At 61.0% G+C, this 25730-nt stretch carries 16 protein-coding genes; 12 read left to right on the top strand and 4 right to left on the bottom strand.

Annotation, left to right across the window (positions count from 1 at the left end):
- Positions 1 to 112 precede the first annotated feature (112 nt).
- From AB8A33_RS16470 to AB8A33_RS16450, 5 genes are all read left to right on the top strand, one after another.
- Positions 113 to 3202 (top strand): MexW/MexI family multidrug efflux RND transporter permease subunit, encoded by a 3090-nt coding sequence (locus tag AB8A33_RS16470; RefSeq protein ID WP_439093734.1) that lies wholly within the window; start codon positions 113 to 115, stop codon positions 3200 to 3202.
- Between the two features lie 127 nt (positions 3203 to 3329).
- A complete protein-coding gene (gene cnbZ, locus AB8A33_RS16465; RefSeq protein ID WP_439093733.1) occupies positions 3330 to 4073 on the top strand; it encodes a 2-amino-5-chloromuconate deaminase CnbZ in 744 nt (247 codons plus the stop codon).
- 195 nt (positions 4074 to 4268) lie between these two features.
- Entirely contained in the window at positions 4269 to 5060 is a 792-nt protein-coding gene (locus AB8A33_RS16460; RefSeq protein ID WP_439093731.1) for an ImuA family protein, read from the top strand.
- Complete coding sequence (locus AB8A33_RS16455; RefSeq protein ID WP_439093730.1) at positions 4954 to 6540, top strand: Y-family DNA polymerase; 1587 nt, start codon at positions 4954 to 4956, stop codon at positions 6538 to 6540. Before AB8A33_RS16460 ends, AB8A33_RS16455 begins: the two co-directional genes overlap by 107 nt.
- Positions 6537 to 9893, top strand: coding sequence for an error-prone DNA polymerase (locus AB8A33_RS16450; protein WP_439093729.1), 3357 nt, complete (start codon positions 6537 to 6539; stop codon positions 9891 to 9893). Before AB8A33_RS16455 ends, AB8A33_RS16450 begins: the two co-directional genes overlap by 4 nt.
- 32 nt (positions 9894 to 9925) lie before the next feature.
- On the opposite strand, the gene AB8A33_RS16445 is transcribed toward AB8A33_RS16450, so the two are convergent.
- Positions 9926 to 10213: a hypothetical protein gene (locus tag AB8A33_RS16445; RefSeq protein WP_068738081.1), complete on the bottom strand. Its 288-nt coding sequence runs from the start codon at positions 10211 to 10213 to the stop codon at positions 9926 to 9928.
- 98 nt (positions 10214 to 10311) lie between these two features.
- Between AB8A33_RS16445 and AB8A33_RS16440 the strand changes: the two genes are divergently transcribed.
- The 4 genes from AB8A33_RS16440 to AB8A33_RS16425 all read left to right on the top strand — a co-directional run bounded on the left by AB8A33_RS16440 (position 10312) and on the right by AB8A33_RS16425 (position 19071).
- The gene (locus AB8A33_RS16440) at positions 10312 to 11709 is read left to right on the top strand and encodes a CoA transferase (protein WP_439093728.1); all 1398 of its coding nucleotides are present in this window, start codon (positions 10312 to 10314) and stop codon (positions 11707 to 11709) included.
- Between the two features lie 220 nt (positions 11710 to 11929).
- Positions 11930 to 13099, top strand: a complete 1170-nt coding sequence (locus AB8A33_RS16435; RefSeq protein ID WP_439095952.1) for an efflux RND transporter periplasmic adaptor subunit — start codon at positions 11930 to 11932, stop codon at positions 13097 to 13099.
- Between the two features lie 36 nt (positions 13100 to 13135).
- Positions 13136 to 16258: an efflux RND transporter permease subunit gene (locus AB8A33_RS16430; protein WP_439093726.1), complete on the top strand. Its 3123-nt coding sequence runs from the start codon at positions 13136 to 13138 to the stop codon at positions 16256 to 16258.
- A gap of 248 nt (positions 16259 to 16506) precedes the next feature.
- The gene (locus AB8A33_RS16425) at positions 16507 to 19071 is read left to right on the top strand and encodes an HWE histidine kinase domain-containing protein (RefSeq protein WP_439093725.1); all 2565 of its coding nucleotides are present in this window, start codon (positions 16507 to 16509) and stop codon (positions 19069 to 19071) included.
- 1 nt (position 19072) lies between these two features.
- Here AB8A33_RS16425 and AB8A33_RS16420 read toward each other — a convergent pair whose 3' ends face one another.
- Positions 19073 to 20488, bottom strand: coding sequence for a TolC family outer membrane protein (locus tag AB8A33_RS16420; protein WP_439093724.1), 1416 nt, complete (start codon positions 20486 to 20488; stop codon positions 19073 to 19075).
- A gap of 330 nt (positions 20489 to 20818) precedes the next feature.
- Between AB8A33_RS16420 and AB8A33_RS16415 the strand changes: the two genes are divergently transcribed.
- Positions 20819 to 22669 (top strand): acetyl-CoA hydrolase/transferase C-terminal domain-containing protein, encoded by a 1851-nt coding sequence (locus AB8A33_RS16415; RefSeq protein WP_439093723.1) that lies wholly within the window; start codon positions 20819 to 20821, stop codon positions 22667 to 22669.
- On the opposite strand, the gene AB8A33_RS16410 is transcribed toward AB8A33_RS16415, so the two are convergent.
- Positions 22666 to 23445, bottom strand: a complete 780-nt coding sequence (locus AB8A33_RS16410; protein WP_092147734.1) for an enoyl-CoA hydratase — start codon at positions 23443 to 23445, stop codon at positions 22666 to 22668. The two genes, AB8A33_RS16415 and AB8A33_RS16410, sit on opposite strands and share 4 nt — an antisense overlap.
- A 77-nt stretch (positions 23446 to 23522) precedes the next feature.
- Positions 23523 to 24206 (bottom strand): hypothetical protein, encoded by a 684-nt coding sequence (locus AB8A33_RS16405; RefSeq protein WP_439093721.1) that lies wholly within the window; start codon positions 24204 to 24206, stop codon positions 23523 to 23525.
- A gap of 331 nt (positions 24207 to 24537) precedes the next feature.
- Between AB8A33_RS16405 and AB8A33_RS16400 the strand changes: the two genes are divergently transcribed.
- On the top strand, positions 24538 to 25083 hold the full coding sequence (locus tag AB8A33_RS16400) for a sigma-70 family RNA polymerase sigma factor (RefSeq protein WP_439093719.1): 546 nt from the start codon (positions 24538 to 24540) through the stop codon (positions 25081 to 25083).
- A gap of 2 nt (positions 25084 to 25085) precedes the next feature.
- Complete coding sequence (locus tag AB8A33_RS16395) at positions 25086 to 25724, top strand: NrsF family protein (protein WP_231077389.1); 639 nt, start codon at positions 25086 to 25088, stop codon at positions 25722 to 25724.
- The last annotated feature ends 6 nt before the right edge of the window (positions 25725 to 25730 follow it).

Genomic DNA, 25730 nt, shown 5'->3' with positions numbered 1-25730 from the left:
CGATGGACGGGCCGCGACATGCGGTCCGTCCCGGTTCATCTGAATGAATTTTCTCGCATCGTCGCGCGGCCTGTGATGGCCGGCAGATGGTGCCGATGACGGAGCGACCGCAATGGTCTTCACGGATATCTTCATCAAGCGCCCGGTGCTGGCGCTGGTCGTCAGCCTGCTGATCCTGCTGATCGGTTTCAAGGCTGCAACCAGCCTGCCGATCCGTCAGTATCCGAAACTGTCGAACACCGTGATCACCGTCACCACGGTATATCCCGGCGCGTCGCCGGACCTGATGCAGGGCTTTATCACGACGCCCATCGAGCAGGCCGTCGCGGCTGCTGAAGGCATCGACTACATGACGTCGGCATCGACGCAGGGCCAGAGCCTGATCTCGGTCTATATCAAGCTCAACGTCGATCCCAATGCCGCGCTCACCGAAGTTCTGTCGAAGGTCAATTCGGTAAAATACCTGATTCCGAAGGAAGCCAACGACCCCGTCATTCTGAAATCGACCGGTTCGACCACGGCCGTCATGTATCTCGGCTTCTCCAGCGAGGAACTGTCCGGTTCGGCGATCTCAGACTACCTGACGCGCGCGGTGCAGCCGATCCTGTCGACGGTGGACGGCGTGGCATCGGCCGAAATCCTCGGCGGTCAGACCTTCGCGATGCGCCTGTGGCTCGATCCGCTACGCATGCAGGGCCGCGGTGTATCTCCGGACGATGTCGCTGCGGCGATCCGCGCCAACAACTTCCAGGCGGCAGCGGGTCAGACCAAAGGCTATTACATCGTCTCCAATGTGACGGCGAATACCGACCTGCAGAACGTCGAGCAATTCAAGCGCATGACGGTGAAAGCCAAGGACGGCGGCTTTGTCCGTATGGAGGATATCGCCACCGTCGAGCTTGCCGCGCAGAGTACGGACGCGAGTGTGGCGTTTAGTGGTGAGCGCGCGATCTTTATCGGCGTGCAGTCGACGCCGCTCGGCAATCCGCTCAACATCGTCAAGGGCGTGCGCGCGCTGTTCCCCGAACTCGAGCGTAACCTGCCGCCATCGCTGAAGATGAAGGTCGCCTACGACTCCACCAAGTTCATCACGTCGTCGATCGAGGAAGTCGAGCACACGCTGATCGAAGCCGTTGGCATCGTGATCGTGGTGATCTTCCTGTTCCTGGCTTCGTTCCGCTCGGTCATCATTCCGGTGGTAACGATCCCGCTGTCGCTGGTTGGCGTCTGCAGCCTCATGCTCGTCATGGGCTTCAGTATCAATCTGCTGACCCTGCTGGCGATGGTGCTCGCCATCGGCCTCGTGGTCGACGACGCCATCGTGGTGGTGGAGAACATCCACCGCCATCTGGAAGAGGGCAAATCGCCGGTGCAGGCGTCGCTGGAAGGCGCGCGCGAGATCGTTGGCCCGGTCATCTCCATGACCATCACGCTGGCGGCGGTGTATGCGCCGATCGGCTTTATCGGTGGTCTGACCGGTGCGCTGTTCCGCGAATTCGCCTTCACGCTGGCGGGCTCGGTGATCGTGTCCGGCGTGATCGCGTTGACGCTGTCGCCGATGATGTGCTCGGTGCTGTTGAAGCAGGAAGAGCCGGGCTGGTTCGCCAAGAAGGTGGACAAGGTGTTCGGCGCCACCACGCGCTGGTATGGCCGGCAGCTCGATCGTTCGCTGGACTATCGCCCCATCACGGCCATGTTCGCCGTTGTGATCCTCGGTCTCGTCGGCTTCATGTACATGAACACGTCGAAGGAGCTGGCGCCCGAGGAAGATCAGGGCATTCTGTTTGCGGTGACCAAGGCACCGAAATACGCCAATATCGACTACGCGGATTTCTACGGCGATCGCATGGACGAGGTGTTCAAGAAGTTCCCGGAAACCGATCTGCGCTTCATCATCAACGGCACCAACGGTCCGAGCAACGGTATCGCCGGCATGCTGTTGAAGCCGTGGGACGAACGCAAGCGCTCGTCTACGCAGCTGAAGCCGCTGGTGCAGGCCGAGCTCAGCAAGATCGAGGGTGTCAACGCCTTCGCATTCAACCTTCCGGCGCTGCCGGGCGGTCCCGGCGGTCTGCCGATCCAGATGGTGATCAGCTCGACCAACGGTTTCCAGTCGGTCTATGAGGAGATGGTCAAGTTGAAGGACACCGCGCGCAAGAGCGGTCTGTTCATCGTCAGCGACAGCGATCTCGATTTCAATCAGCCGGTGGTGCGCGTCTCCATCGATCGCTCCAAGGCCAACGATCTCGGCATTACGATGTCGAGCATCGGCAATACGCTGGCAACGCTGCTCGGCGGCAACTACACCAACCGCTTCAATCTCGAGGGGCGCTCCTATCAGGTGATCCCGCAGGTGCCGCGTGGCATGCGCATTTCGCAGGATTCGCTGGCGAACTACTATGTGCCGACGACGACGGGGCAGCAGGTGCCGCTGTCGACGCTGGTGAAGGTGGAGACCGGTACCAACCCGAACGCGCTGTCGCACTACAACCAGCTGAACTCGGCGACCTTCCAGGCGGTGCCGATGCCTGGCGTCACGGTCGGTCAGGCGGTGGACTTCCTCGAAGGGGCGGCCAAGCAACTGCCCTCGGGATTCAACCACGACTATCTCGCCGATAGCCGGCAATATGTGCAGGAAGGCAACCAGCTCGCGGTGGCGTTCGGCTTCGCGCTGATCATCATCTTCCTGGTGCTGGCGGCGCAGTTCGAAAGTCTGCGCGATCCGCTGGTCATCATGATCACGGTGCCGATGGCGATCCTGGGCGCGTTGATCCCGCTGTTCTTCGGTCTGGCGACGATCAACATCTATACCCAGGTCGGTCTGCTGACGCTGGTGGGCCTGATCTCGAAGCACGGCATCCTGATGGTGGAGTTCGCCAACGAGTTGCAGCTCAAGGAAGGCCTCGATCGTCGCTCGGCCATCGAGATGGCCGCCCGCGTGCGTCTGCGTCCGATCTTGATGACCACGGCCGCGATGGTCACCGGCCTGCTGCCGCTGCTGACTGCAGCGGGCGCAGGCGCTGCGAGCCGCTTCTCGATCGGCCTCGTGGTCGTCTCCGGCATGATGATCGGCACGCTGTTCACGCTGTTCGTGCTGCCCGCGGTGTATGTCGCCGTCGCCACCGATCACCGCGCCAGCAAGGAAACGGAACGCGCCAAGCAGATCGAGGAATTCGATTTGGAGCATACGCGGACGGCCTAATCGCACGGACGCGGCCTTGCGAAGCTGAGCTTGCGGGGGCACATGGTTTGAGGTTGGATGGCGGATCGCTTCATGCGATCCGCCATTATCTTTTGGCGGCCCGCATGGCCCCCACAGGACCCACCCCATGACGCGCGATTTTCCAGCCGGCAATTATCGCTATATTCCCGCAGTGTTTCAGTATTCCAGCGGCGTTGCCGCCAATGCGGATTTCGAGATCGAGCGCGTTCGTTTCGACACATGGCTGCCATTGGCCGATGGATTTGCGCGTATTGCCGATTACATTCTCGCGGCCGATCGCCCGCTGACATCGTTCTGCGCCTGCGAACTGCGCTCGCCTGCAGTGGTCGACGAAGCTGGTTTTCGAAAATTCAACGAGCACTATGTCAAGACGCTTGCTGAATGGGGCATCTTCGACGGCACCAACAATCCCGTCGCGCGCAGCAATGTGTGTCTCGAAATCGATCCGCCGAGCGAGCCGTCGTTTTACGCGTTCTCGTTTACGCGGCCGTCGCTCGGTGCCAAGCCGACTTTCGTGATTGCGGGTGGCGCTGAAGCGCGCGGTGGACCTGGAACATATCCCGAGCGCATCACGCGATATCGCGAGACCTCGCCGGACGCATTCCGGGAGAAAACGTGGATGACCATGAGCAATATGGAAGAACGCCTCGGCGCCTTCGGCTTCTCGTGGAAGGACACCACCGCGACGCAGATCTACACGGTGCAGGATTTCCATCCCGTGGTGGCCGATGAACTGGTCAAGCGCGGTGCCTCGCGGCAGGGCATGACCTGGCATTTTGCGCGGCCGCCGGTGGTCGATCTCGAATTCGAGATGGATACGCGGCGCGTGATGCGTGAATTCGTAATCTGACGGCGAAGGCCAGGCGACCGTTACAGCGTGGCCCTTCATCGGATCTCCTTGATTTCACTCGCGAAAAAATTGCTGCGTGATCCCGATTGACTCGGCTTGCCATCTTAGCTTTATATTAGAACATATCATGAACAAATGGGCCGGCATGGGTTCACTAAAAACCCGCCACGGCAAAACAATTTCGAGGAGCGGCGCATGACCGGCGCACGCATGACCACGCTCGCGCAATTGCGTGGCAGCATCGAACGGATCGAGACCCACAGCGATACCTATGCGCCGGATCGCGTGTCGCTCGGTCATGCCGAGGCGGACGCGGCGCTGCAAGGCGGGCTCGCGCGTGGCACCATGCATGAGGTGTTCGCCGAAGGCCGTCACAGCGCGGCGGCCACAGGCTTTGTCGCCGGCCTCGCGCATCGTGTCTCGGCAAAGCGGCCGCTGCTGTGGATCCGGCAGGATTTCTCCGAACGCGAATGCGGCGCGCTGGCCATGAGCGGCTGGCGCGAACTCGGTCTCGATCCGCGCTTGCTGGTCGCCGTGCGCGCGCCCGATGTCGAGACGGCATTGCGGACCACAGCAGATGCGCTGGCCTGCGATGCGCTGGGCAGCGTCGTGCTGGAGACCTGGGGCGACAGCAAACAGTTCGACCTGGTCGCCAGCCGCAAGCTCACGCTGGCAGCGCGGGGGTCGGGCGTCACGTGCCTGTTGCTGCGGACTGCAGGCGTTCCGGCCTCGAGTACGGCAGAGACGCGCTGGATCATCCGCTCCGCGCATTCGCCGCCATTCAAGCCCTGGCAATCATGGGGCGCGCCCATACTCGACGTGCAACTGGTTCGAAATCGTCACGGCCCGAACGGGCAATGGATCATGGAATGGAAGTGTGATGAGTGCGTTTTCCGTGACACATCGGCGCATCCTCAGCCTGTGGCTGCCACGCCTGCCAACCGACCGCATCAAACGTCAGCTCGCGCGCAACGGCGCGCCAGCTAATCTGCAAGCAAGTATTGTCGTCGCCAAGCAAAGCAATGCGCTGCAGATTTCCGCGTTGGACGATGCGGCGGCGAAGCTCGGCCTTGAACCAGGTCTGCCGCTCGCCAATGCCCGTGCGGTCTGTCCGGACATTCAGGTATTCGATGCTGATCCTGTCGCCGATACGCAGGTACTGACCGACATCGCCGATTGGTGCGACCGCTTCACACCGTTGGTGGCGCTGGATCTGCCGCATGGTCTGTTTCTCGACATCACCGGCTGTGCCCATCTGTTCGGTGGCGAGGCAGCACTGATGGAGCAGCTCTGCGCGGCGCTGTCGCGGCAGGGTTTTATTGTCAGTGCAGCGATTGCGGGGACATCGACATGCGCGCGCACGCTCAGTCGATATGCACATGGCCGGATCATCGCCGCGGGCGAGGAGGCCAAGGCAGTGACGCCGCTGCCGCTGTTCACGCTCGGCACCGATGAGGCGATCATCCGCGGATTGCGCCGCGCCGGCTTGAAGACCATCGGCGATGTCGCCTCGCGCTCGCGCCCCGAAATCACCGCACGTTTCGGTGCGGAATTCACGACGTTGCTGGAACAGGCGCTGGGGCAAAGCGATGCACCGATTAGCCCGCGCAAAGCGCTGCCGGATTATATCGTCGAGCAACGTTTCGCCGAACCGATTGCCACCGATGGCGTGATTACGCTGACGCTGGCCAAGCTGGCACGCACGCTGATCGATGCGATGGACAGGCAGGGCAAGGGCGCGCGGCGGCTGGAAGCGGCGTTCTTCCGCACTGATGGTGCAGTGCGCGTGATCACCGCGGAAACCGGCCTGCCGGTGACCAAAGGCGAGGTGATCGACCGGTTGTTTCGCGAACGACTGGACGCGATTGCAGATCCACTCGATCCCGGCTTCGGTTTCGATATGATCCGCCTGTCGGCCAGCCGCACGGAAATCGTCGTGCAGCAGCAGCGCGACCTCGATGCCAATATTCACGCCAATGATGAAGTGGCCGATCTGATCGACCGTATTGCAGCGCGGATCGGACCGCGGCGTGTGCTGGTCTATCTGCCCGTCGAGAGCCACATTCCAGAACGCGCGATGCTGGCGGTGCCGGCACAGCATCACCTCGCAGCCGCCATGCAGGCAGCATGGCCGGCGCGTGAAGACGAACCGCCATTGCGGCCGTTACGGTTGTTCGAGCAGCCCGAATTGATCGACGTCCCGCTCGCAGAATTTCCCGACAAGCCGCCGAAGAAGTTCACCTGGCGACGCGTGTCTCACAACGTCGTCCATGTGGAAGGCCCGGAGCGTGTGTCGATGGAGTGGTGGCGTTCGCAGGAGGCGAAGCCCACGCGTGATTACTTTCGCGTCGAAGATGAGGCAGGTCAACGTTTCTGGCTCTTTCGCGACGGGCTGTATGGCGAGATCAGAGACGCGGACGATCAAGCGGTTTCGCCGCAATGGTTCGTGCACGGGCTGTTCGCATGAGCACGGGCGGCGCCAGCGCGCCTGACTATGCCGAGATTGGTGTCACCAGTAATTTTTCGTTCCTGCGCGGCGCGTCGCATCCGCAGAACTATGTGCATCAGGCCAGTATCGAGCGGCTTTATGCCATCGGCATTGCCGATCACAACACCATGGCCGGCGTGGTGCGTGCCTTTGCCGAGCTGGACCACAAGGAGCTTGTCTACAAACCGAAGCTTCTGATCGGCACACGGCTGGTCTTCAATGACGGTACGCCTAACATCCTTGCCTATCCGTGCGACCGCGCGGCCTATGGCCGACTGTGCCGGTTGCTCAGCATGGGCAAGCTGCGCGGCAACAAGGGTGAATGCCTGCTGCAGCTCGGCGATCTCGCGGAGTTTAGCGAAGGGGTGTTGCTTGTTCTAATGCCGACCTATCGGATCGACCGTGATCTTGTCCTACGTACGCTCGATGCACTATCGGGCCTGCCGGCGGAAGGCGTCTGGCTGGGTGCCAGTCCGTTCCATCGCGGGGATGACAAGCGTCGCCTGGCAAAGCTGCAGCGCGTCGCATCCACTGTGCGCGTGCCTCTGATCGCCACTAACGACGTGCTCTATCACACGCCAAATCGCCGCATCCTGCAGGACGTGGTCAGTTGCATCCGTGAAAAGACCACCATCGAGCAGGCCGGCCGCGTGCTGGAAATGAATGCCGAGCGGCATCTCAAGCCGGCTGCTGAAATGGCTCGGCTGTTTCGCGATTATCCGGATGCGATCCGCGAGACCATCCGTTTTGCCGATCGCATCACGTTTTCACTGAACCAACTCCAATACCAATATCCCGACGAACCGGTCCCGCCGGGAAAAACTGCGCAGCAGCATCTCGCGGATCTGACCTGGGAGGGATATGCCCGGCATTTTCCGAACAGTGTTGATGAGACACTCGAAGCCACCTTACGCAAGGAGCTCGCGCTCATTGCCGAGCTCGGTTACGCGCATTACTTCCTGACCGTCCACGACATTGTGCGCTATGCGCGCAGCCAGAACATCCTGTGTCAGGGGCGGGGCTCGGCAGCCAATTCCGCGGTCTGCTACATGCTGGACATCACCTCGGTGAATCCCGCCGAGGTCGACCTTTTGTTCGAGCGCTTCATCTCCAAGGAGCGGCTTGAGCCACCGGACATCGACGTCGATTTCGAACACGTCCGGCGCGAGGAGGTAATGCAGTATGTCTACAAAAGATACGGCCGTCATCGCGCGGCAATCATCGCCACCGTCATCCACTACCGGCCGCGCTCGGCGATCCGCGATGTCGGCAAGGCGCTGGGGCTGACCGAGGACGTCACCTCGGCATTGGCCGACACCGTCTGGGGCAGTTGGGGCAAGGGCCTCAACGAGATGCAGGTGCGGCAGGCGGGGCTTGATCCATCCAATCCGATGATCATGCGCGCAGTCGAGCTTGCCACCGAGCTGATCGAATTTCCGCGCCATCTGTCACAGCATGTCGGCGGCTATGTGCTGACGCAGGACCGGCTCGATATCTATGTGCCGATCGGCAATGCAGCGATGAACGACCGCACCTTCATCGAATGGGACAAGGACGATGTCGACACGATGAAGATGATGAAGGTCGATGTGCTCGCGCTGGGTATGCTGACCTGCATCCGGAAATGTTTCGACCTGATCTTTCGTCACAAGAGCAGGCGCTACGAACTCAAGGACATTAAGGCTGAGGCCGACGACGCTCCGCCTGTTTTCAGAATGCTTCAGCGCGGCGAATCCCTTGGCGTCTTCCAGGTCGAGAGCCGCGCCCAGATGAACATGCTGCCGCGTCTGAAGCCGGAGAATTTCTACGATCTTGTCATCGAGGTTGCGATCGTCCGACCGGGACCCATCCAGGGCAATATGGTGCATCCGTATCTGAAGCGGAGAAACGGAATCGAGAAGGTTAATTACCCATCTCCATCACCTGCGTATGGCAAGGAGGATGAGTTGCGAAATGTACTGCACAAGACGCTTGGCGTCCCGTTGTTTCAGGAGCAGGCAATGCGCATCGCTATTGAGGCCGCGAAGTTTACGCCTGAAGAGGCCAACGGATTGCGCCGGGCGATGGCAACGTTTCGCAATGTCGGCACCATGCACACCTTTGAAGAGAAAATGGTGAACAGCATGATCGCGCGGGGGTATCCGAAGGAGTTTTCGGTAAGCTGTTTCGATCAAATCAAAGGGTTTGGCAGCTACGGTTTCCCCGAAAGCCATGCGGCCAGCTTTGCGCAGCTTGTCTATGTCTCGTCATGGTTGAAGCACTACCACCCCGATGCGTTCTGTTGCGGGCTGTTGAACTCACAGCCGATGGGGTTTTATGCGCCGTCGCAGATCGTGCGCGATGCGCGTGACAACGACGTCGATGTGCGGGAGATCGATGTGTCCTTCAGTCATTCGCAGAATACGCTAGAAGAACCAAGCGGAGATTATTGCGCCGTTCGCCTCGGCTTTCGCCAGATCGACGGATTCAAATGGGCGGATCCGGATGAGGAGCGCGAACGTGAAAAAGCTGGCAAGCCGCCGGGAGAAGATTGGGGCAAACGCATCGTTGCCGCACGAGAGCTACAGCCTTTCACTTCACTGGAAGATTTCGCCCGCGATACGGCTTTGCCGAAGCGCGCGCTGATCATGCTAGCCGATGCCGATGCATTTCGCTCGATCGGGCTCGATCGCCGTGCCGCACTATGGGCGGTAAGGCGCTTGCCGGATGACGTGCCGTTGCCGTTGTTCGAAGTTGCGACCGCGCGCGAGCAGCCGGACGAGAATGCGAAGCCTCTGCCTGAGATGCCGTTGCCCGAACAGGTGGTTGCTGATTATCAAACCATCAGGCTGTCGCTAAAGGGCCATCCGATGGAGTTTTTGCGGGCGAACTTCACTCGCGAGAAAGTGGTGACCTGCGCAAGCGTCTCAGATGCCAATGATAAACGGCGGGTGCGCTGTGCCGGCGTCGTGCTGGTGCGGCAGAGGCCGGGTAGCTCCAAGGGAGTTGTCTTCATGACGCTGGAGGACGAGACCGGTATCGCCAATATCGTCGTCTGGCCGAAGGTGATGGAGCAGTTTCGCAGGGAGGTCATGGGTTCCAGGCTCATTCTGGTCGAGGGGACGATCCAGAGCAGCCCGGACAAGGTCGTGCATCTGGTTGCCGAACGGCTAGTTGATCGTTCGGACGATCTGAAACATCTTGCCAATGATGCGCTTGGTGGGCCGCGGCAAATGCTGTCGGGCCCCGAACCGATCAATGACGATCGCCGCGAGCATCCCGACAATCCGGCGCAGCGCATTCGCCATCCGCGCAATGTCCGGATCCTGCCGCGCTCGCGGGATTTCCATTAAGCGCCGTTCAGAAACCATTCAGCCGTTCTTACCTATTCGGGTGATGCACCGACTGGCGGTCCGCCGGGTGGCCGGTGCAGGAAAGTAATAGTGGCATAGGCGCCGATCCATGAACCGACGGCGGCGAAACCCACATACATCCAGTTTTCGGTATAGCTGATGACGGCATAGGACGAGAGTACATACCAGACGCTGCTCCAGGTGGCCGCAGGTACGCGCCGACGGGCCACCACCGCAGAGGTGAACATCACATAGACCGCGTCGGTGGCAGCCGTGGCCAGCACCACGGCGCCGGCTGTCAATGGATCGATGGTGGCCATGGTTTCTCCTCCATGCTTGTACAAGATGATGCGATGACGGATGTGGTCGCCCGGAAGCGTGAGCTGAATCGGTGGCGTGGGAAAGGGGGAGGGCGTTGATGCAAGGCATTCGTGAACTGCTCGCCGACCTCTGGAGGCAGGTTGGCGGTGATATTGCGGCGCTCCAGCGTGTCGCGCTGACCGGTAATGAGCCGCAATTGCCGTCGTCGTTCCATGTCGGCGCAGCCGCTCAGGTCAGCATCGCTGCGGCCGGAATGGCGGCTGCCGAGATCTGGCGGCTACGCAGCGGACAGACGCAGACTGTCTCCGTCGACATGCGCCACGCCATCGTCGAATGCCGCAGCGAGCGCTATCTGCGCTGCGACGGCAATCCGCCGCCGCCCGCCTGGGATGCGATCGCTGGTGTCTACAAGACCGGCGATGACACATTCGTGCGGCTGCATACTAATTTTCCGCATCATCGCGACGCTGTCTGCCAGGTGCTGTCATGCGCGCCGGAGCGTGAAGCAGTACAGGCGGCTCTGATGCAATGGAACGGCGAAGCTTTTGAGACCGCAGCCTATGCGGCCGGCGGCGTGGTCGCGCTGATGCGATCGCGTGACGAATGGATGGCGCTGCCGCAGGCCACAGCCGTTGCTGAACTGCCGCTGGTCGAGATCACCCGGATCGGTGATGCCGAACCGAAGCTGTGGCCGATCGGCGCTCGGCCGCTTGCTGGTCTGCGCGTGCTCGATCTCTCACGCGTCATCGCCGGTCCCGTCGCTGGCCGTACACTTGCGGCCCATGGCGCGGACGTGATGCTGGTCTCCAGTCCCGATCTGCCGGCGATCCCGTGGCTCACCATCGATACCGGCCGCGGCAAGCTCTCGAGCTTTGTGGATCTCCAGAGCGAGCGGGGGCGTGACGCATTGCGGGGATTGCTGGCGCAAGCTGATATCTTCTCGCAGGGCTATCGTCCCCAGTCGCTCGCGGCGCTCGGCTTCTCGCCGGAGGAGGTGGCCCGTATCAGTCCCGGTATCGTCTATGTCTCGCTCTCCGCCTATGGCCGTTCCGGGCCGTGGGCCGAGCGCCGCGGCTTCGACTCCCTTGTCCAATGCGCGACCGGCTTCAACCATGCCGAAGGGCAGGCGGCGGGCGTCGACGGGCCCAGGGAATTACCGGCCCAGATGCTCGATCACGCCACCGGCTACTTAATGGCGTTCGGCGCCATGATCGCACGTGCACGTCAGGCGCGTGAAGGCGGTAGCTGGCACGTGCAGGTCTCTCTTGCCCGCACCGGTCAATGGCTGTGGGATATGGGAAGAATCGCGGAAGGTCTCGCGGTCGCAGACCTGAAGGGTGAGATGGTCAAAACCTTTACTGAGGATATGCCGTCGGGATTTGGCCAGTTGTCGGCGGTCCGTCATGCAGCCGTGTTATCGCGAACCCCGGCAGGGTGGACGCGTCCGGCCATGCCTCTCGGCAGCCATCCGACGGTATGGCCGTCCGGCAATTGAAACCCATTCGCAGGATTTCAAAGTTTTAACGAAGATTCGTAAGCGCACATGCGTTTTTAGATTGTCTGAACGCTCAGATGCGCACTATTAGCGCGTGAATGGGACAAATCGCCGCGGAATAAGTGCGTTTCCTACCAAGGACCTGGCAGTGACGAATTTAGATCAACGATCTCAATTGTTTAGCGGAAAGCGCCTGATCGCGGGCGGCTGCATTGCTGCTATGCTGGTCGCCGCAGGCATCGGCTACACGCGGCTGTCGACCCCGTCGAAGGGCCATTCCGACGTATCGAGCCAGTCCCGGAAGAACCCACAACGCTACACGACCTCACCGTCGGAATGGGCCAGTCTGACCATTGAGCCGGTCACAGTGCGTGCCTTCCGCGCCGAGCATGTCACCGAGGGCAAGATCGCCGTCGATGAAGATCGCTCGACGCCAATCTTCTCTCCTTATGCTGGTCGCGTCACCAAGCTACTCGCCAAACCAGGCGACCACGTCGAGAAGGGCCAGCCGCTCTTTGTGATCGAAGCGGCCGACACCGTCGGCGCGCAGAACGATTTCGTTGCCGCGACCACAGCGCTCAACAAAGCGAAGTCGCAATTCGACCTTGCGCAGATCCAGGACAAGCGCGCCCGCGACCTGTTCGAAGGCAAGGCTGTGCCGCTGAAAGACTATCAGCAGAGCCAGGCCACGCTGCTGCAGGCACAGAACGATCTGCGGACTGCCGACACGGCACTCGAAGCTGCGCGCAATCGCCTGCGTATTCTTGGCCTCTCGGAAGACGCCATCACGGCGTTTCAGGAGAAGGGCCGCATCAATCCGGAAACGACGATCTATGCGCCGCTTGCAGGCACGGTGGTTCAGCGCAAGATCGGCCCCGGCCAGTATATCAGCGCCGGCGCTGCCGATCCGGTCTTCGTGATCGGCGATCTCTCGTCGGTGTGGCTCACGGCCTTCGTGCGCGAGACCGAAGCTGCTGCCGTGCAGATCGGTCAGGAAATGAGCTTCACCGCACTCGCGCTGCCGGGCCGCGTGCTCACTGGCCGCATCAGCTATGTCGCGACTGCGCTCGATCCCGCGACACGCCGTCTGCTGGTCCGCGCCACGTTGGACAACAGCAACGGTTTGCTGAAGCCCGAAATGTTCACCACCGTGACGATCTTCGCGCCTGGCGACCAGCCGACGATCGGCGTGCCGAAAACGGCGCTGATCTATGAAGGCGATCAGGTCCGCGTCTGGGTCGCGCATGACGACAAGACCATCGAGCTGCGCACGATCAAGACAGGTATGACCAATGGCAATCTCGTCGAGGTCCATGGCAACCTGAAAGCCGGCGAACGCATCGTCACCAAAGGCAGCCTGTTTATCGATCGCGCGGCCTCCGCCAGCTAACCCCCAGCTTCGGCTCTTCTGAAAGGTCCGATCTGGATGGATCGTCTTGTTGCCTTGGCCGTCGACCGTCGCTTCCTGATGGTGGCGATGTTCGTCGCCGTATTCGTCGGCGGTCTGTTCGCTTTCAATCAGCTGAATATCGAGGCCTATCCAGATCCGACCCCGCCGATGGTCGATATCGTGACTCAGAGCAACGGTCTCTCTGCCGAGGAGATCGAACGCTACATCACGATTCCGATCGAAGCGCAGGTCGCCGGCATCAAGAACCTCAAAACGATCCGCACCATCTCGCTCTACGGCCTCTCGGACGTCAAACTGCAGTTTTCGTTCGACTATACCTACGACGAAGCATTGCAGCAGGTGCTGAACCGGCTATCGCAACTCGGGACTTTGCCGGGCAATGCGCAGCCGACGATCTCGCCGATCTCTGCGGTCGGTGAAATCTTCCGCTATCGTCTGGTGGGACCGCCGAACTACAGCGTACTCGATCTCAAGACCCTGCAAGATTGGATCATGCAGCGCCGCTTCCGTGCGGTGCCGGGCGTCATCGACGTCATTGGTTGGGGTGGCAAGACCAAAACCTATGAGATCCAGGTCGACTTCAACAAGCTCGTCGCCTATGGCTTGACGCTGCCACAACTGCTGACCGCCGTCGGCAATGCCAATATCAATGTCGGCGGCAATACCGTGAATATCGGCGCGCAATCGGCCGTGGTGCGTGGCGTCGGCCTCATTCGGTCGATCGACGATCTTTCCAATACGATGATCTCCCAGACCAACGGCAATCCGGTTCTGGTCAAGGACGTCGCCACGGTGTCAGTCGGCGAGAAGCCGCGCCTCGGCATTGCCGGTCTCAATCAGGAGGACGATATCGTCCAGGGCATCGTTCTGATGCGCCGCGGTGAGAAGAGTTCGCCGACCATCGCGCGTGTCGAACAATTGGTGCAACAGATCAATCGCGGAGGCATCCTGCCGCCCGGCGTGCGGATCGAACGCATCTATGACCGCAAGGATCTGATCGACACCACCACGCATACGGTACTGCACAACATGGTCGTCGGCATCCTGCTGATCGTGCTGCTGCAGTGGTTGTTCCTCGGCAACCTGCGCAGCGCGCTGATCGTGGGCGCCACTATTCCGTTCGCCTTGTTTTTCGCTGTCATCATACTGGTGCTACGCGGCGAATCCGCCAACCTGCTATCGGTAGGCGCTATCGATTTCGGCCTGATCGTCGATGGGACGGTCATCATGGTAGAGGCCATCTTCAGACGGTTGACCCAGACAACGGAGCTTTCCGAAGCGGAGCGTAGCCACATCTCGCCCGAGACCATCATGGGCATGAAGAAGCATGGCATCCTCAGCGCATCCGCTGACGTGTCGCGCTCGATTTTCTTTGCCGCCGCGATCATTATCGCTGCGTTCCTGCCGCTGTTCACACTGTCCGGTGTTGAAGGTAATATCTTTGGGCCGATGGCGCGGACTTATGCTTATGCGCTCGCCGGTGGCCTGATCGCGACATTCACCGTCACGCCTGCGCTGAGCGCGATCATTCTGCCAGCGCATGTCCAGGAGACCGAAACCTGGATCATGCGCCAGCTTCACCGCCTCTATATGCCGGTGCTGAATTGGGCGGTCGTTAGCCGTAAACTGGTGTTGGGCATTGCGATCGGTCTCGTCGTCGTGACTTTCTTCATGGCGCGTTTCCTCGGCCTGGAATTTCTGCCGAAGCTGGAAGAGGGCAATCTCTGGATCCGCGCCACGCTGCCGCCGACGATCTCACTGCAGGAAGGCAACACTTACGTCAACGAGATGCGCAGGCTGATCCGCCAGCAGCCCGAGGTGGAATCCGTCGTCTCGCAGCACGGCCGTCCCGATGACGGCACCGATGCGGCTGGCCTGTTCAACGCGGAATTCTTTGCACCGCTGAAGCCCGCCTCTGAATGGCCGGCGCCGCAGGATAAGGATGCGCTGACGGCGCGTTTGCTCAAGGAATTGCAGACGAAATTCCCCGGCGTTGAATTCAATTTCTCGCAATATCTGCAGGACAACGTGTCCGAAGCGGTTTCCGGCGTGAAGGGTGAAAACTCGATCAAGCTCTATGGCAATGATCTGGAAGCGCTCACCAAGACGGCTAATGAGATCAAGGCTGTGCTGTCGACGGTGCAGGGGGTGACCGACCTCGCCGTGTTCACATCACTGGGGCAGCCAACAATCCAGATCGACGTCGACCGCGCCAAGGCCGCGCGCTACGGATTGTCGCCGGGCGATATCAACGCCACCATCAAGGTAGCCATTGGCGGCGACTCTGCAGGCGATCTCTATGAGCCTGGTAGCGATCGGCATTTCCCGATCATGGTGCGGCTGGCGCCGGAATATCGCCGTAGCGCTGAGGCGATCCAGAATTTACGCATCGGCGCACCCGGTCCAAACGGCACGATCGCGCAGATCCCGCTAAGTGAAGTAGCATCGATCAATCTCGTCTCGGGTGCGGCCTATATCTATCGCGAGAACCAGGAGCGTTATCTGCCGATCAAGTTCTCGGTACGCGAACGCGATCTCGGCAGCGCCATTCAGGAAGCGCAGGATAAGGTCGCCGCGCTCGTTCAGCTGCCGCCGGGCTCGCGGACTGAATGGGTCGGCGAGTTCGGCAATCTTCAGGACGCTATCGCGCGCCTTTCCATCGTGGTGCCGATCAGTCTCGCTCTGATAGGTGTGCTGCTCTGGTTCAACTTTGGCTCGATGGCCGACACACTGCTGGCCATGAGCGTGATCCCGATGGCGATCTTTGGCGGCGTGCTCGGTCTGCTGATCACGGGTATTCCTTTCAGCGTATCGGCGGCGATTGGCTTCATCGCGCTGTTCGGCATTGCGGTCATGGACGGCATCCTGATCCTGTCGCAATACAATCAGCTGATCGACGAGGGCTACGAGCGCATCAAGGCTGTGATCCGGACCGGCGAACTGCAACTGCGGCCAGTTCTCATGACCTGTATCGTAGCCGGCGTCGGCCTGCTGCCGGCGGCGCTGTCGGAGGGAATCGGGTCTCAGGTCCAGAAGCCGCTCGCGGTCGTGGTCGTCACTGGCATGATGCTGGCGCCGCTGGTGATCTTGATCACCCTGCCGGTGCTGATCTCCTTCTTCTCCCGCCGGGCGCGTTAAACCAGCCTGCGACGCGGCTCGGGCTGCCCGGTGAGGCAGCCCGATGGTGCATACCCAAAAAGACGGCTTCGACATGGATCGAAACCGGCGCTTGCCCGTTGACCGGTTCCCCACTGGGCTATTCCAGCTCCGTGCGCGTTTCGGTTGGTGCTTTTGGACGCTGTATTTGCTGATCTTTTTCAAAACGTGCAGCCGTGCCAAGCTGGTGGCCATCGTTTCGAGCGCCGTATCTTTTCAGAGACTTTTTGATGCTCACCAAGACCGACCCTGTCGACCTGACCAATTGCGACCGCGAGCCGATCCACATTCCCGGCAGCATCCAGCCCTATGGCTGTCTACTCGCCTGCGACGGCTCCGTCGGGATGGTCCGGCGCCATTCGGTCAATGCCGGCCCGATGCTTGGGATCGGTGCCGGAGACATCAACGGCCGCAAGCTGGACGCTCTGATTGGTGAGGGGCCGGCCCACGACATTCGCAATGCCATCGCCAAATGGGGCAACCAGCAGCGCCCGGGATTGCTGATCGATTTCAATGTCGCGCATTCGCAGACTACGTTCAACGTCGCTGTGCATCGGCACAAGGGCGTCAATATCATCGAATTCGAGCCAGCTGATGCCAGCGATGCGACACCACCTCTGGAGCTGTCACGCTTGCTGATCGGTCGTATCGGCCAATGCAACGATCTCGACGTGCTGTTCGACAATGCGGCGCGGCTGCTGCGTGGCGCACTCGGCTACGACCGGGTGATGGTCTATCAATTCGCTCACGATGGCTCCGGCCGCGTGATCAGCGAGGCGCGCCGCGGCGATCTCGAGAGCTTTCTGGGGCAGCACTTCCCGGCCGGCGACATCCCGCAGCAGGCGAGGGTGCTTTACGTCCAGAACACGGTGCGTATTGTCTCTGATGCGAGCGGTGAGCGCGTGGCCATTGAGCCGGAGTTCGACACATCCGGTGAACCGCTCGACCTGTCCTTTGCACATTTGCGCAGCGTTTCGCCGATCCACTGCGAGTATCTGCGCAATATGGGCGTCGGTGCGTCGATGTCGATTTCCATCATCCACGACGGCGTGCTGTGGGGGCTGATCGCCTGTCATCATTATGCAACACGCGCGCTCTCCATGGAGAAACGCGTTGCTGCAGAGATGTTCGGTGAGTTCTTTTCCATGCAACTGGCCGGGCTTCTTCAAAAACGCAAACTGGCCGCTAGCGAAAGCGCGCGGCGCTATCTCGACCAGCTATTGCACAATGTTTCGCATCACGGCGATGTAGAAGACCTGCTCAAGGAAAGCATTCGCGATTTTAGCGTACTGATGCCGTGTGACGGTATTGGTCTATACCTCAACAAGACCTGGACGTCTTATGGCAATGCGCCGCCGGCTGCGGCAGTGCCGGCGCTGATGGGCTTCATCAATTCGGTGGCCGAGGGCAGGGTGTGGGCGACGAGCGCATTGTCAGATCGATTACCGGCAGCTGAAGACTATGCCGTTGCCGTTTCCGGAGTGTTGGCCGTGCCCTTGTCGCAGTTACCGCGCGACTATCTCCTGTTTTTTCGCAGCGAAGTTACGCAAACCCTGAACTGGGCGGGTGATCCCAACAAGACATACGAAATCGGTCCATTGGGCGATCGACTGACGCCGCGCAAAAGCTTCGCGATCTGGAAGGAGACCGTGCAGCGCCAGTCCCAGCCATGGCTGCAAAACGAGCGCGACACCGCCGAGGCTGTGCGCTCGGCTTTGGTGGAAGTGGTGCTTCGCCACAACGAATTACTGGCGGATGAGCGGCACAAGGCCGACCTGCGCCAGAAAATGCTGAATGAAGAGCTCAACCATCGCGTCAAGAATATCCTGGCACTGATCAAATCTCTGGTCTCCCACCCGGTCGAGGATGGCCGCAGCATCGAGGATTATGTCGCTTCCCTGAAGGGACGTATTCAGGCCTTGTCGCTTGCGCATGATCAGGTCATCCGGGGCGCCGGCGGCGGTGCGTTGAAGGGCTTGCTCGATGCGGAATTTTCGCCGTATCGCGAAACCGTGAAAGCGATCGAGGTGACCGGGCCCGATGTTCTGCTCGACGCCCGAGCCTATTCGGTACTCGCGCTCGTGCTGCATGAACTGGCCACCAATGCCGCCAAATATGGTGCGCTTTCCGTAAGCACGGGGCGCTTGTCGCTCCAGTGGAAACGCACCGATATCGGCGATTGCGAAATCCACTGGCTTGAGCGCGACGGCCCCCTTGTCGCGCCGCCATTGCGGCCGGGCTTCGGATCGATGCTGATCAGTCGCAGCATTCCTTATGACCTCGGGGGTGAAAGCGATGTCGACTATGAGCCGGCCGGCACACGCGTGCGGTTGCTCATCCCGGCGCGCTTCGTTGTCTGGCCCGCGCCGGTGGCGGCGCGCAACGTGCGCGCCCGACGCGGGGACGACAAGCCGATGGCGTCGATGCGCGGCTTGAAAGTGTTGATGGTCGAGGACCAGCTTCTGATTGCCATGGACGTCGAGACCATGTTGACCCAGGAGGGCGCGGCATCGGTCGAGACGGCATCTTCGGTCAAGGAGGCGTTGATCGCGCTGACGATGATGAGACCTGATGTGGCCATCCTCGACGTCAATCTCGGCAATGGCAGTTCGGTGCCGGTGGCCCAGGCATTGCGCGAGCGGGGCATCCCCTTCGTCTTCGCCACAGGCTATGGCGAAACCAGCCTGATCCCGGCGTCGATGGATGACGTGCCGATCGTACGCAAGCCCTACGACCTCGCATCGCTTGTCGCCGCGATGACCACGGCGATGGCGAAGAAGAGTTCGGCCGGATAGTTTACTGCCCCGAGGGCGTGCGCAGCCCGTGCCAGGCGTCACGCACCTGATGATAGCGAACTTCTGGCAGATAGTCTGGCGTGTTCAGCCCAAGCGTCTTCACATCCAGCCTGCCGATTGCGCTGAGCAGCGAATAGGACGCGATGACCCGGTCACGCTGCGCGCCAATCAGGCGTGCCTTTGCCTGTACAAGATCCTGCTGTGAGTTCAGGACGTCGACAGTGGTGCGCTGACCGCCCTGGGCCTCGCGCTGTACGCCCTGCAATGCAACGCCAGCAGCGCGTACTTCGGCTTCCGCGGCACTCACCGCGGTCTTGGCGCCTTCATTTGACACCCATGCACCGACTACTGCGGTGCGGGCCTGATTGCGGACCTGCTCGAGCACCAGGCGGCTCACCGATGACAGTTCCTTGGCCTGGCGCGTCTGTGCAGCACCGAGGCCGCCGTCATAGATCGGCGCACTCAACTGGCCGACGATTGAAGCCTGGTCGGTGCCAAAGGTGCCAAGCGTCGGATCCGACTGGCTGGATTTGCTGGCGCTTCCCTGCAGCGTAAGCGTAGGCAACAGGCTGCTCTCGGCCACCTTGATCGTCGTGGTCGCCACGTCGACATCGTAGCCGGCTGCCAGCACGGCGGGGTGTGCCTTGAAGGCCTGATTGACGGCATCGTCACGGTTGCGCGGCAGCAGCCGATCCATCGGTTCTGCCGGACTTAGCCGCGAGGGTGCAGCACCAATCACCTGCGTATAAGTCGCCTGGCTGATGGCGAGATTGACCTCGGCAGCGTTGAGATCGGCCTGGCCACGCGCCAGTCGCGCTTCGGCCTGCGACGTGTCGGTGGGCGTGACGTCGCCGGCGTTGAGCCGCTTCTGGGCGATGCCGAGGGTTTCGCGCAGGGAGGTGACGTTGGCGCGCTGGGCTTCAACCAGCGACTGGTTGGCGAGAACATTGGTATAGGCAACGACAGCGTCGAGCAGCACGCCCTGGCCGACGTTGCGTAGCGCTTCCCGGCCGGACTGGACCTGCAATTCCGCGACGCGGACACTGTTGGCTGTCTTGTTTCCGTTATAAAGCGTCTGGGTGACCGTGACGCCGATGGTCCATGGCTTCAGCGTGGCGCCCTGGATGGTGTTGTTCACGAGCAGGTCGCGTACGGCCTGAAGGCCATAACTCAGTGTGGCTGCCACCTGGGGCCGGTAGCCGGCCATCGCCTGCGGAACGTTCTCATCGGTGGCACGCTGGCGGGCCCGTTCGCCGTTCAGCTGCGGATTGGACTGATAGGCTTTGGCAAGGGCCTCCGACACCGTTTCGGCACGGGCATCGACCGCAGCAAAAACGCCATAGCCAATCAGGCTCAGGGCCATGCCTGTCCGAAGCGCGCGCCTTGCGGCGAGGCCAAATATGCCGTGACGAACCATATTATCCCAAAGCAATCTTCGGACGTCCGCCCCCGCTGACGTCTAGGTATGTTTAGAGGGCGTTGCCTTTGCAGGCAAACCATCCGGCGAAGAACCTCCGGGCTTTTGCGCTTTCCCCACAGGGCATTTGGCTGCCCCGATTTGCTTGATTGATCAGGACCCTAGGGTGGGTGAGGCGCTCCGTGAATGCGACGAATAAACCCGCTTCACATGGCCGCGTGTGTTGCATGTCGGGCACATTTCTGAATAACCGCACGCAGTGGTAACTCTGTCCGGCTTTGCTGCGCGATGGCGCTGAGGAGCTGCCGATCCTGCCCAGCCGGAATGCCTATGCCCAAGATATTCACTGATCCCGACGCCATCGCCGAAGACATCATTCGCGACGTGGGGACGACGCTCGTGGTCGGATTGCCGCTCGGGCTTGGCAAGGCCAACCACATCATCAATGCGCTCTATCAGCGCGCGCTGGCCGATCGCAGCATCAGGCTGACATTCTTCTCTGCCCTGACACTGGAGAGGCCGAAACCATCCAGCGAGCTGGAGAAGCGCTTCATCAATCCGGTGATCGAGCGGCTATTCGGGGGCTATCCCGATCTCGCTTATGCAAACGCGCTGCATAAAGGCGAGCTCCCGCCAAACATTCAGGTCAACGAATTCTTCTTCCTTGCGGGAAAATGGCTGCGGGTCGCCGACGCACAGCAACACTATATTTCAGCGAACTACACCCATGCGGCGTCTTATCTGTTGACGCGTGGGCTTAACGTGATCACGCAACTGGTGTCGAAGCGTGTGGTCGATGGCGCGGCGCGCTACAGTCTGAGCTGCAATACCGACACCACGCTTGATCTGATGCGGGCGCGCAACGAAGGGCGCGTCTCGTTCAAGTTGATCGGTCAGGTCAATTCGGAATTGCCCTTCATGCCAGGGCAGGGTGATCTCGCCGGCGATGAGTTTCACACGGTGCTCGAAAGTCCGGAGACCGAATTTCCGCTGTTTGCGCCACCGTCCGAACCGGTCAACGACACCAAATATGCGATTGGATTACACGCTGCAGGCCTGGTGCGCGATGGCGGCACGCTGCAGATCGGCATCGGACAAGTGGGCGATGCGCTGGCGCAGGGCCTGATCGTTCGCCATCGCGACAATGCGGCGTTCCGCAGTCTGATGCAGCGCCTTGTCCCCGACGCGCCTCCGAAAGAAGTCGCGACGTTCGAACGTGGTCTCTATGGCGTCAGCGAAATGCTGTTCGAGGCGTTTCTCGGCTTGATTGATGCGGGCATTCTCAAGCGCGAGGTGGGTGGCACCATCGTGCACGGCGCGTTCTTTCTTGGGCCGAAGGCATTCTATCAGGCGCTGCGCGACATGACGCGGGAGCGTCTGGCGAAAATCCAGATGATGCCGGTGTCGTTCACCAACGAACTCTACGGTGACGAAGATGCCAAGCGCCGTGCGCGCGTCGATGCGCGCTTCGTCAACAATACGATGATGGCGACGCTGATGGGCGCTGCGATCTCGGACGGTCTCGAGAACGGCCAGGTCGTGAGCGGCGTCGGCGGACAGTACAATTTCGTCTCACAGGCTTTTGCTCTGGAGGGTGCACGCTCGATCCTGACTCTCGAAGCGACGCGTGCCGGGAAGAAGCCAGCCTCCAATATTCGTTGGAGTTATGGTCACACCACGATCCCGCGACATCTGCGCGATATCATCGTGACAGAGTATGGTGTCGCCGATCTGCGCGGAAAATCGGACGCCGACGTGATCGCGGCCATGCTGCAGGTGTCGGACTCGCGCTTTCAGCCGGAACTGATGCGACAAGCCAAGGAAGCTGGAAAGCTTCCGAAAGGGTATGACATTCCTGTGGCGTATCGCGACAATGTACCTGAGCGGATTTCCGCTGCGCTCAGGCCGGCGCGGGACGCTGGTCTGCTGCCCATGTTCCCGTTTGGCAGCGATTTCACTGACGTGGAGCAGCGCCTGATCCCCGCACTACAGATCCTGAGCACTGCATCGGCGTCGCCGCAGAAGCTCGCTGGATTATTCTGGGAGGGCATGACGCATACAGCCAGCGCATCTGACGAAGCGGCGCTGGCGCGGCTCGGACTCGATCGTCCGGCCACATGGGCCGAACGTGCCTATCGTGTGCTGGTGTCCGCCGCGCTCGCGCGCAGCGGCTCAGCCTAGCGGTTCTTGTTGACCGGCTTCCGCTTCTCGATGAAGGCGGCCATGCCTTCTGAACGGTCTTCCAGCGCGAACGTCGCGTGAAACAGATCGCGCTCGACCTTGAGGCCTTCGGTGAGCGGCGTCTCGAAGGCGCGATTGACGGCGTTCTTTGCCATCGTCGCCACCGGCCGTGACATGGCGGCGATCTTTTCCGCCATGGCGATGGCTTCTTCCATCAGCTTGTCGGCCGGGACAACGCGGCTGACGAGACCGGAGCGCTCGGCTTCGGCTGCATCCATCATGCGGCCCGTCAGGCAGAGGTCCATCGCCTTTGATTTACCAATGGCGCGAGTGAGACGCTGCGTGCCACCGATGCCGGGAATGGTGCCGAGGGTGATTTCCGGCTGGCCGAACTTCGCGGTGTCTGCGGCGATCATGATGTCGCACATCATGGCGAGTTCGCAGCCGCCACCGAGCGCATAGCCGCTGACTGCAGCAATGGTCGGTTTGGTACAGGTAGCGACACGGTCGCCGCCGATTGACGTGAAGTCGCTGGAGAACATGTCGATGAAGCTCTTTGGCTGCATCTCCTTGATATCCGCGCCGGCGGCAAATGCCTTCTCGCTGCCGGTCACGATAATGCAGCCCACGGCGGTGTCGGCTTCCAGCTCGTCGATGGCGATCTTGATTTCGCTGAACACACCGAAAGAAAGCGCATTCAGCATCTTCGGGCGATTCAGCGTGATGATGCCGACCGCGCCTTTGCGCTCAACGATGAGGTGTTCGTAGCTGCTCATGTTCCATCCCGCGGATTTTTTGCCGACGCCGCCAGGATCGGCGGCTCCGTGCAATTTGCCCGCTCGGGGGATGGGGTTCAAGCCATAAACATACGGGCCGCAGAGGCCATGGTCAGCAAGCCGCCGAAGGCGATGAAGATCTTGCCAACGAGGGAGGTCTTGTCCCAGGTCGTGCCGTTCTCGCTGACGACTTCCGGTGCCGGCGTATCGATGGTGGCCTTTGCGAGCGTCAGCGGCGGCTTGTCGTCGCTGATGGCACGATCGAGGTCGTTGAGCTGGTCAGCGGCCACGAGCTGCGCATTGCTGGCGCTGGAATCCGGCGTGGTCGTAGCGGGCTGTTCCTGCTGGCCGCCGATTTGGCCAAGCGCGCTGCCGGCTTGCGATGACATGTTGTAGGTGTTGGTCGCTGCGGTCTCAGAGGGCCATTGTGCATTGGCATTGGCGACCAATGATGGGATGGCGGTATTGCTGCTTCCCGGCTTCGCGTCTTCCGTCTTGGCGGTGTCCTCCTCAGCGGGCTTTTTCGACGCCTTGGTTGCCTGTCGGTCGGACTTGCGCGATTTCGTTTCGCTCTTCCTGGCACTGCGGTGCTTGGTGGCCTTCGCTGCTGGTTCGGCGGATGTGTCTGCGGCGCTGCCGACCGCTGCGGCCGGCTCGGATGCCGCGGTGTCGTTTTCGGTCGCGTGAAGCGGTGCCGATGTGCAGATCCACAATCCGGCTGCGATGACCAATGCCGCACGCCCGCTGGCTCTGATGTTCATGGAAATCTCCCCAAAATACCGGCCCCCAATGGCCGCAAGGGAAACTGCGCAGGTGTTCACACCGGGGCAAAAAAAGGGAATCTTCGGACGAGTCCGGCAAAAACGGGGCATGAACACTTCTGCAGTCATCGTCTCCACAGGCGTCAGCAAAAATCTGCCTTTGAAATCAAGGCGACGGATGTCACTCTGACGGTTCGATGCTATGAGCCGGATGTCTTTGAAATATTCGGCTCGGGATTGGGGCGTAGGCAAGGGTTTCACGGTTCCGTGATTTTTCTCTCCGCTGGCGTAACAAACTGAATTATCCGCCGAATTGGCTTTAGGAGCGCGCGTGCGCGGACGTGACGACGAATGGACCGATCTGATGCGGTCGGCCAATGCAGGGGATAGCGTTGCTTATCATCGCCTGCTGAAGTCGGTTACGCCCGTGCTGCGTGCCGGAGCGCGGCGGGGCTTGTCACGGGCTGGCCAGCCGCCCGATCAGGCCGAGGACATTGTGCAGGATATTTTGCTGGCGGTGCATTTGAAGCGGCAGACCTGGGACGCGAACGCGCCGTTCGCGCCGTGGCTCTTCGCGATCGCCCGCAACAAGCTGATCGATGCGCTGCGCCGGCGCGGGCGTCGGATCTTCGTCAATATCGACGATTTTGCCGAGACGATTCCGAGCGAGCCGCCAGCTGAAACATTGCCCACCGTCGAGATATCCAATCATCTCGCCGATCTTCCGCCGCGCCAGCGCGACGTGTTGAAATCGATCGCGGTGGAGAGCGCATCCATCAAGACCACGGCGTCGAAATTGTCGATGAGCGAAGGCGCCGTGCGCGTGGCGTTGCATCGTGGGCTCGCGAGCCTCGCAGCCAAGCTGCGAAAGGATTGACCATGGATACCGATCGCCTGATTCAGACGCTGGCCGCGGACAATGATCAGAGACCGCGCTCCGTGAGTACCCAGCTCGCAATGGCCTTGTTGGTCACGCTGCCGGTGGTGGCGGCGATGTTGCTGGTGACGCTTGGCATTCGCCCGGACTTTATGTCGGCGATGCGCAATCCGTTCTTCGATACGAAGTTTCTGGTGACCCTGGCGCTTGCTATTCCAGCCATCGTGATCAGTGTCCATCTGTCCCGGCCCGAGGCGTCGTTGGGACGCTGGATCTGGCTGTTATTGTTGTCGCCCTTTATTCTCATTGTCGCGTTGATCGTCGAAATGACGATGCCGCAGCGCGCGCCGATGATGGTGCGCATTATCGGCAGAAACTCGTCGCTGTGTTCGGCGGCGATCACCTTGCTGTCGCTGCCGATCCTCGGTGGCGCGATGATCGCGCTGCGCCACGGCGCGCCGTCACGCCCCGCCGTTGCTGGTGCGCTCGCGGGATTGATGTCAGCCGGGCTAGGGGCGACGTTTTACGCCGCGCATTGCGCGGACGACTCGCCGCTGTTTGTCGCAACCTGGTACACGCTCGCAGCCCTCGTCGTGGCGGCGCTGGGGGCAGCCATCGGTTCGAAAGTACTGCGCTATTGAGCGGCG

The sequence above is a fragment of the Tardiphaga sp. 813_E8_N1_3 genome (genome assembly GCF_051811025.1).
Taxonomy (GTDB): domain Bacteria; phylum Pseudomonadota; class Alphaproteobacteria; order Rhizobiales; family Xanthobacteraceae; genus Tardiphaga.
Note: the sequence above shows the minus strand (reverse complement) of the source record. Positions and strands in the feature narration are given on the sequence as shown.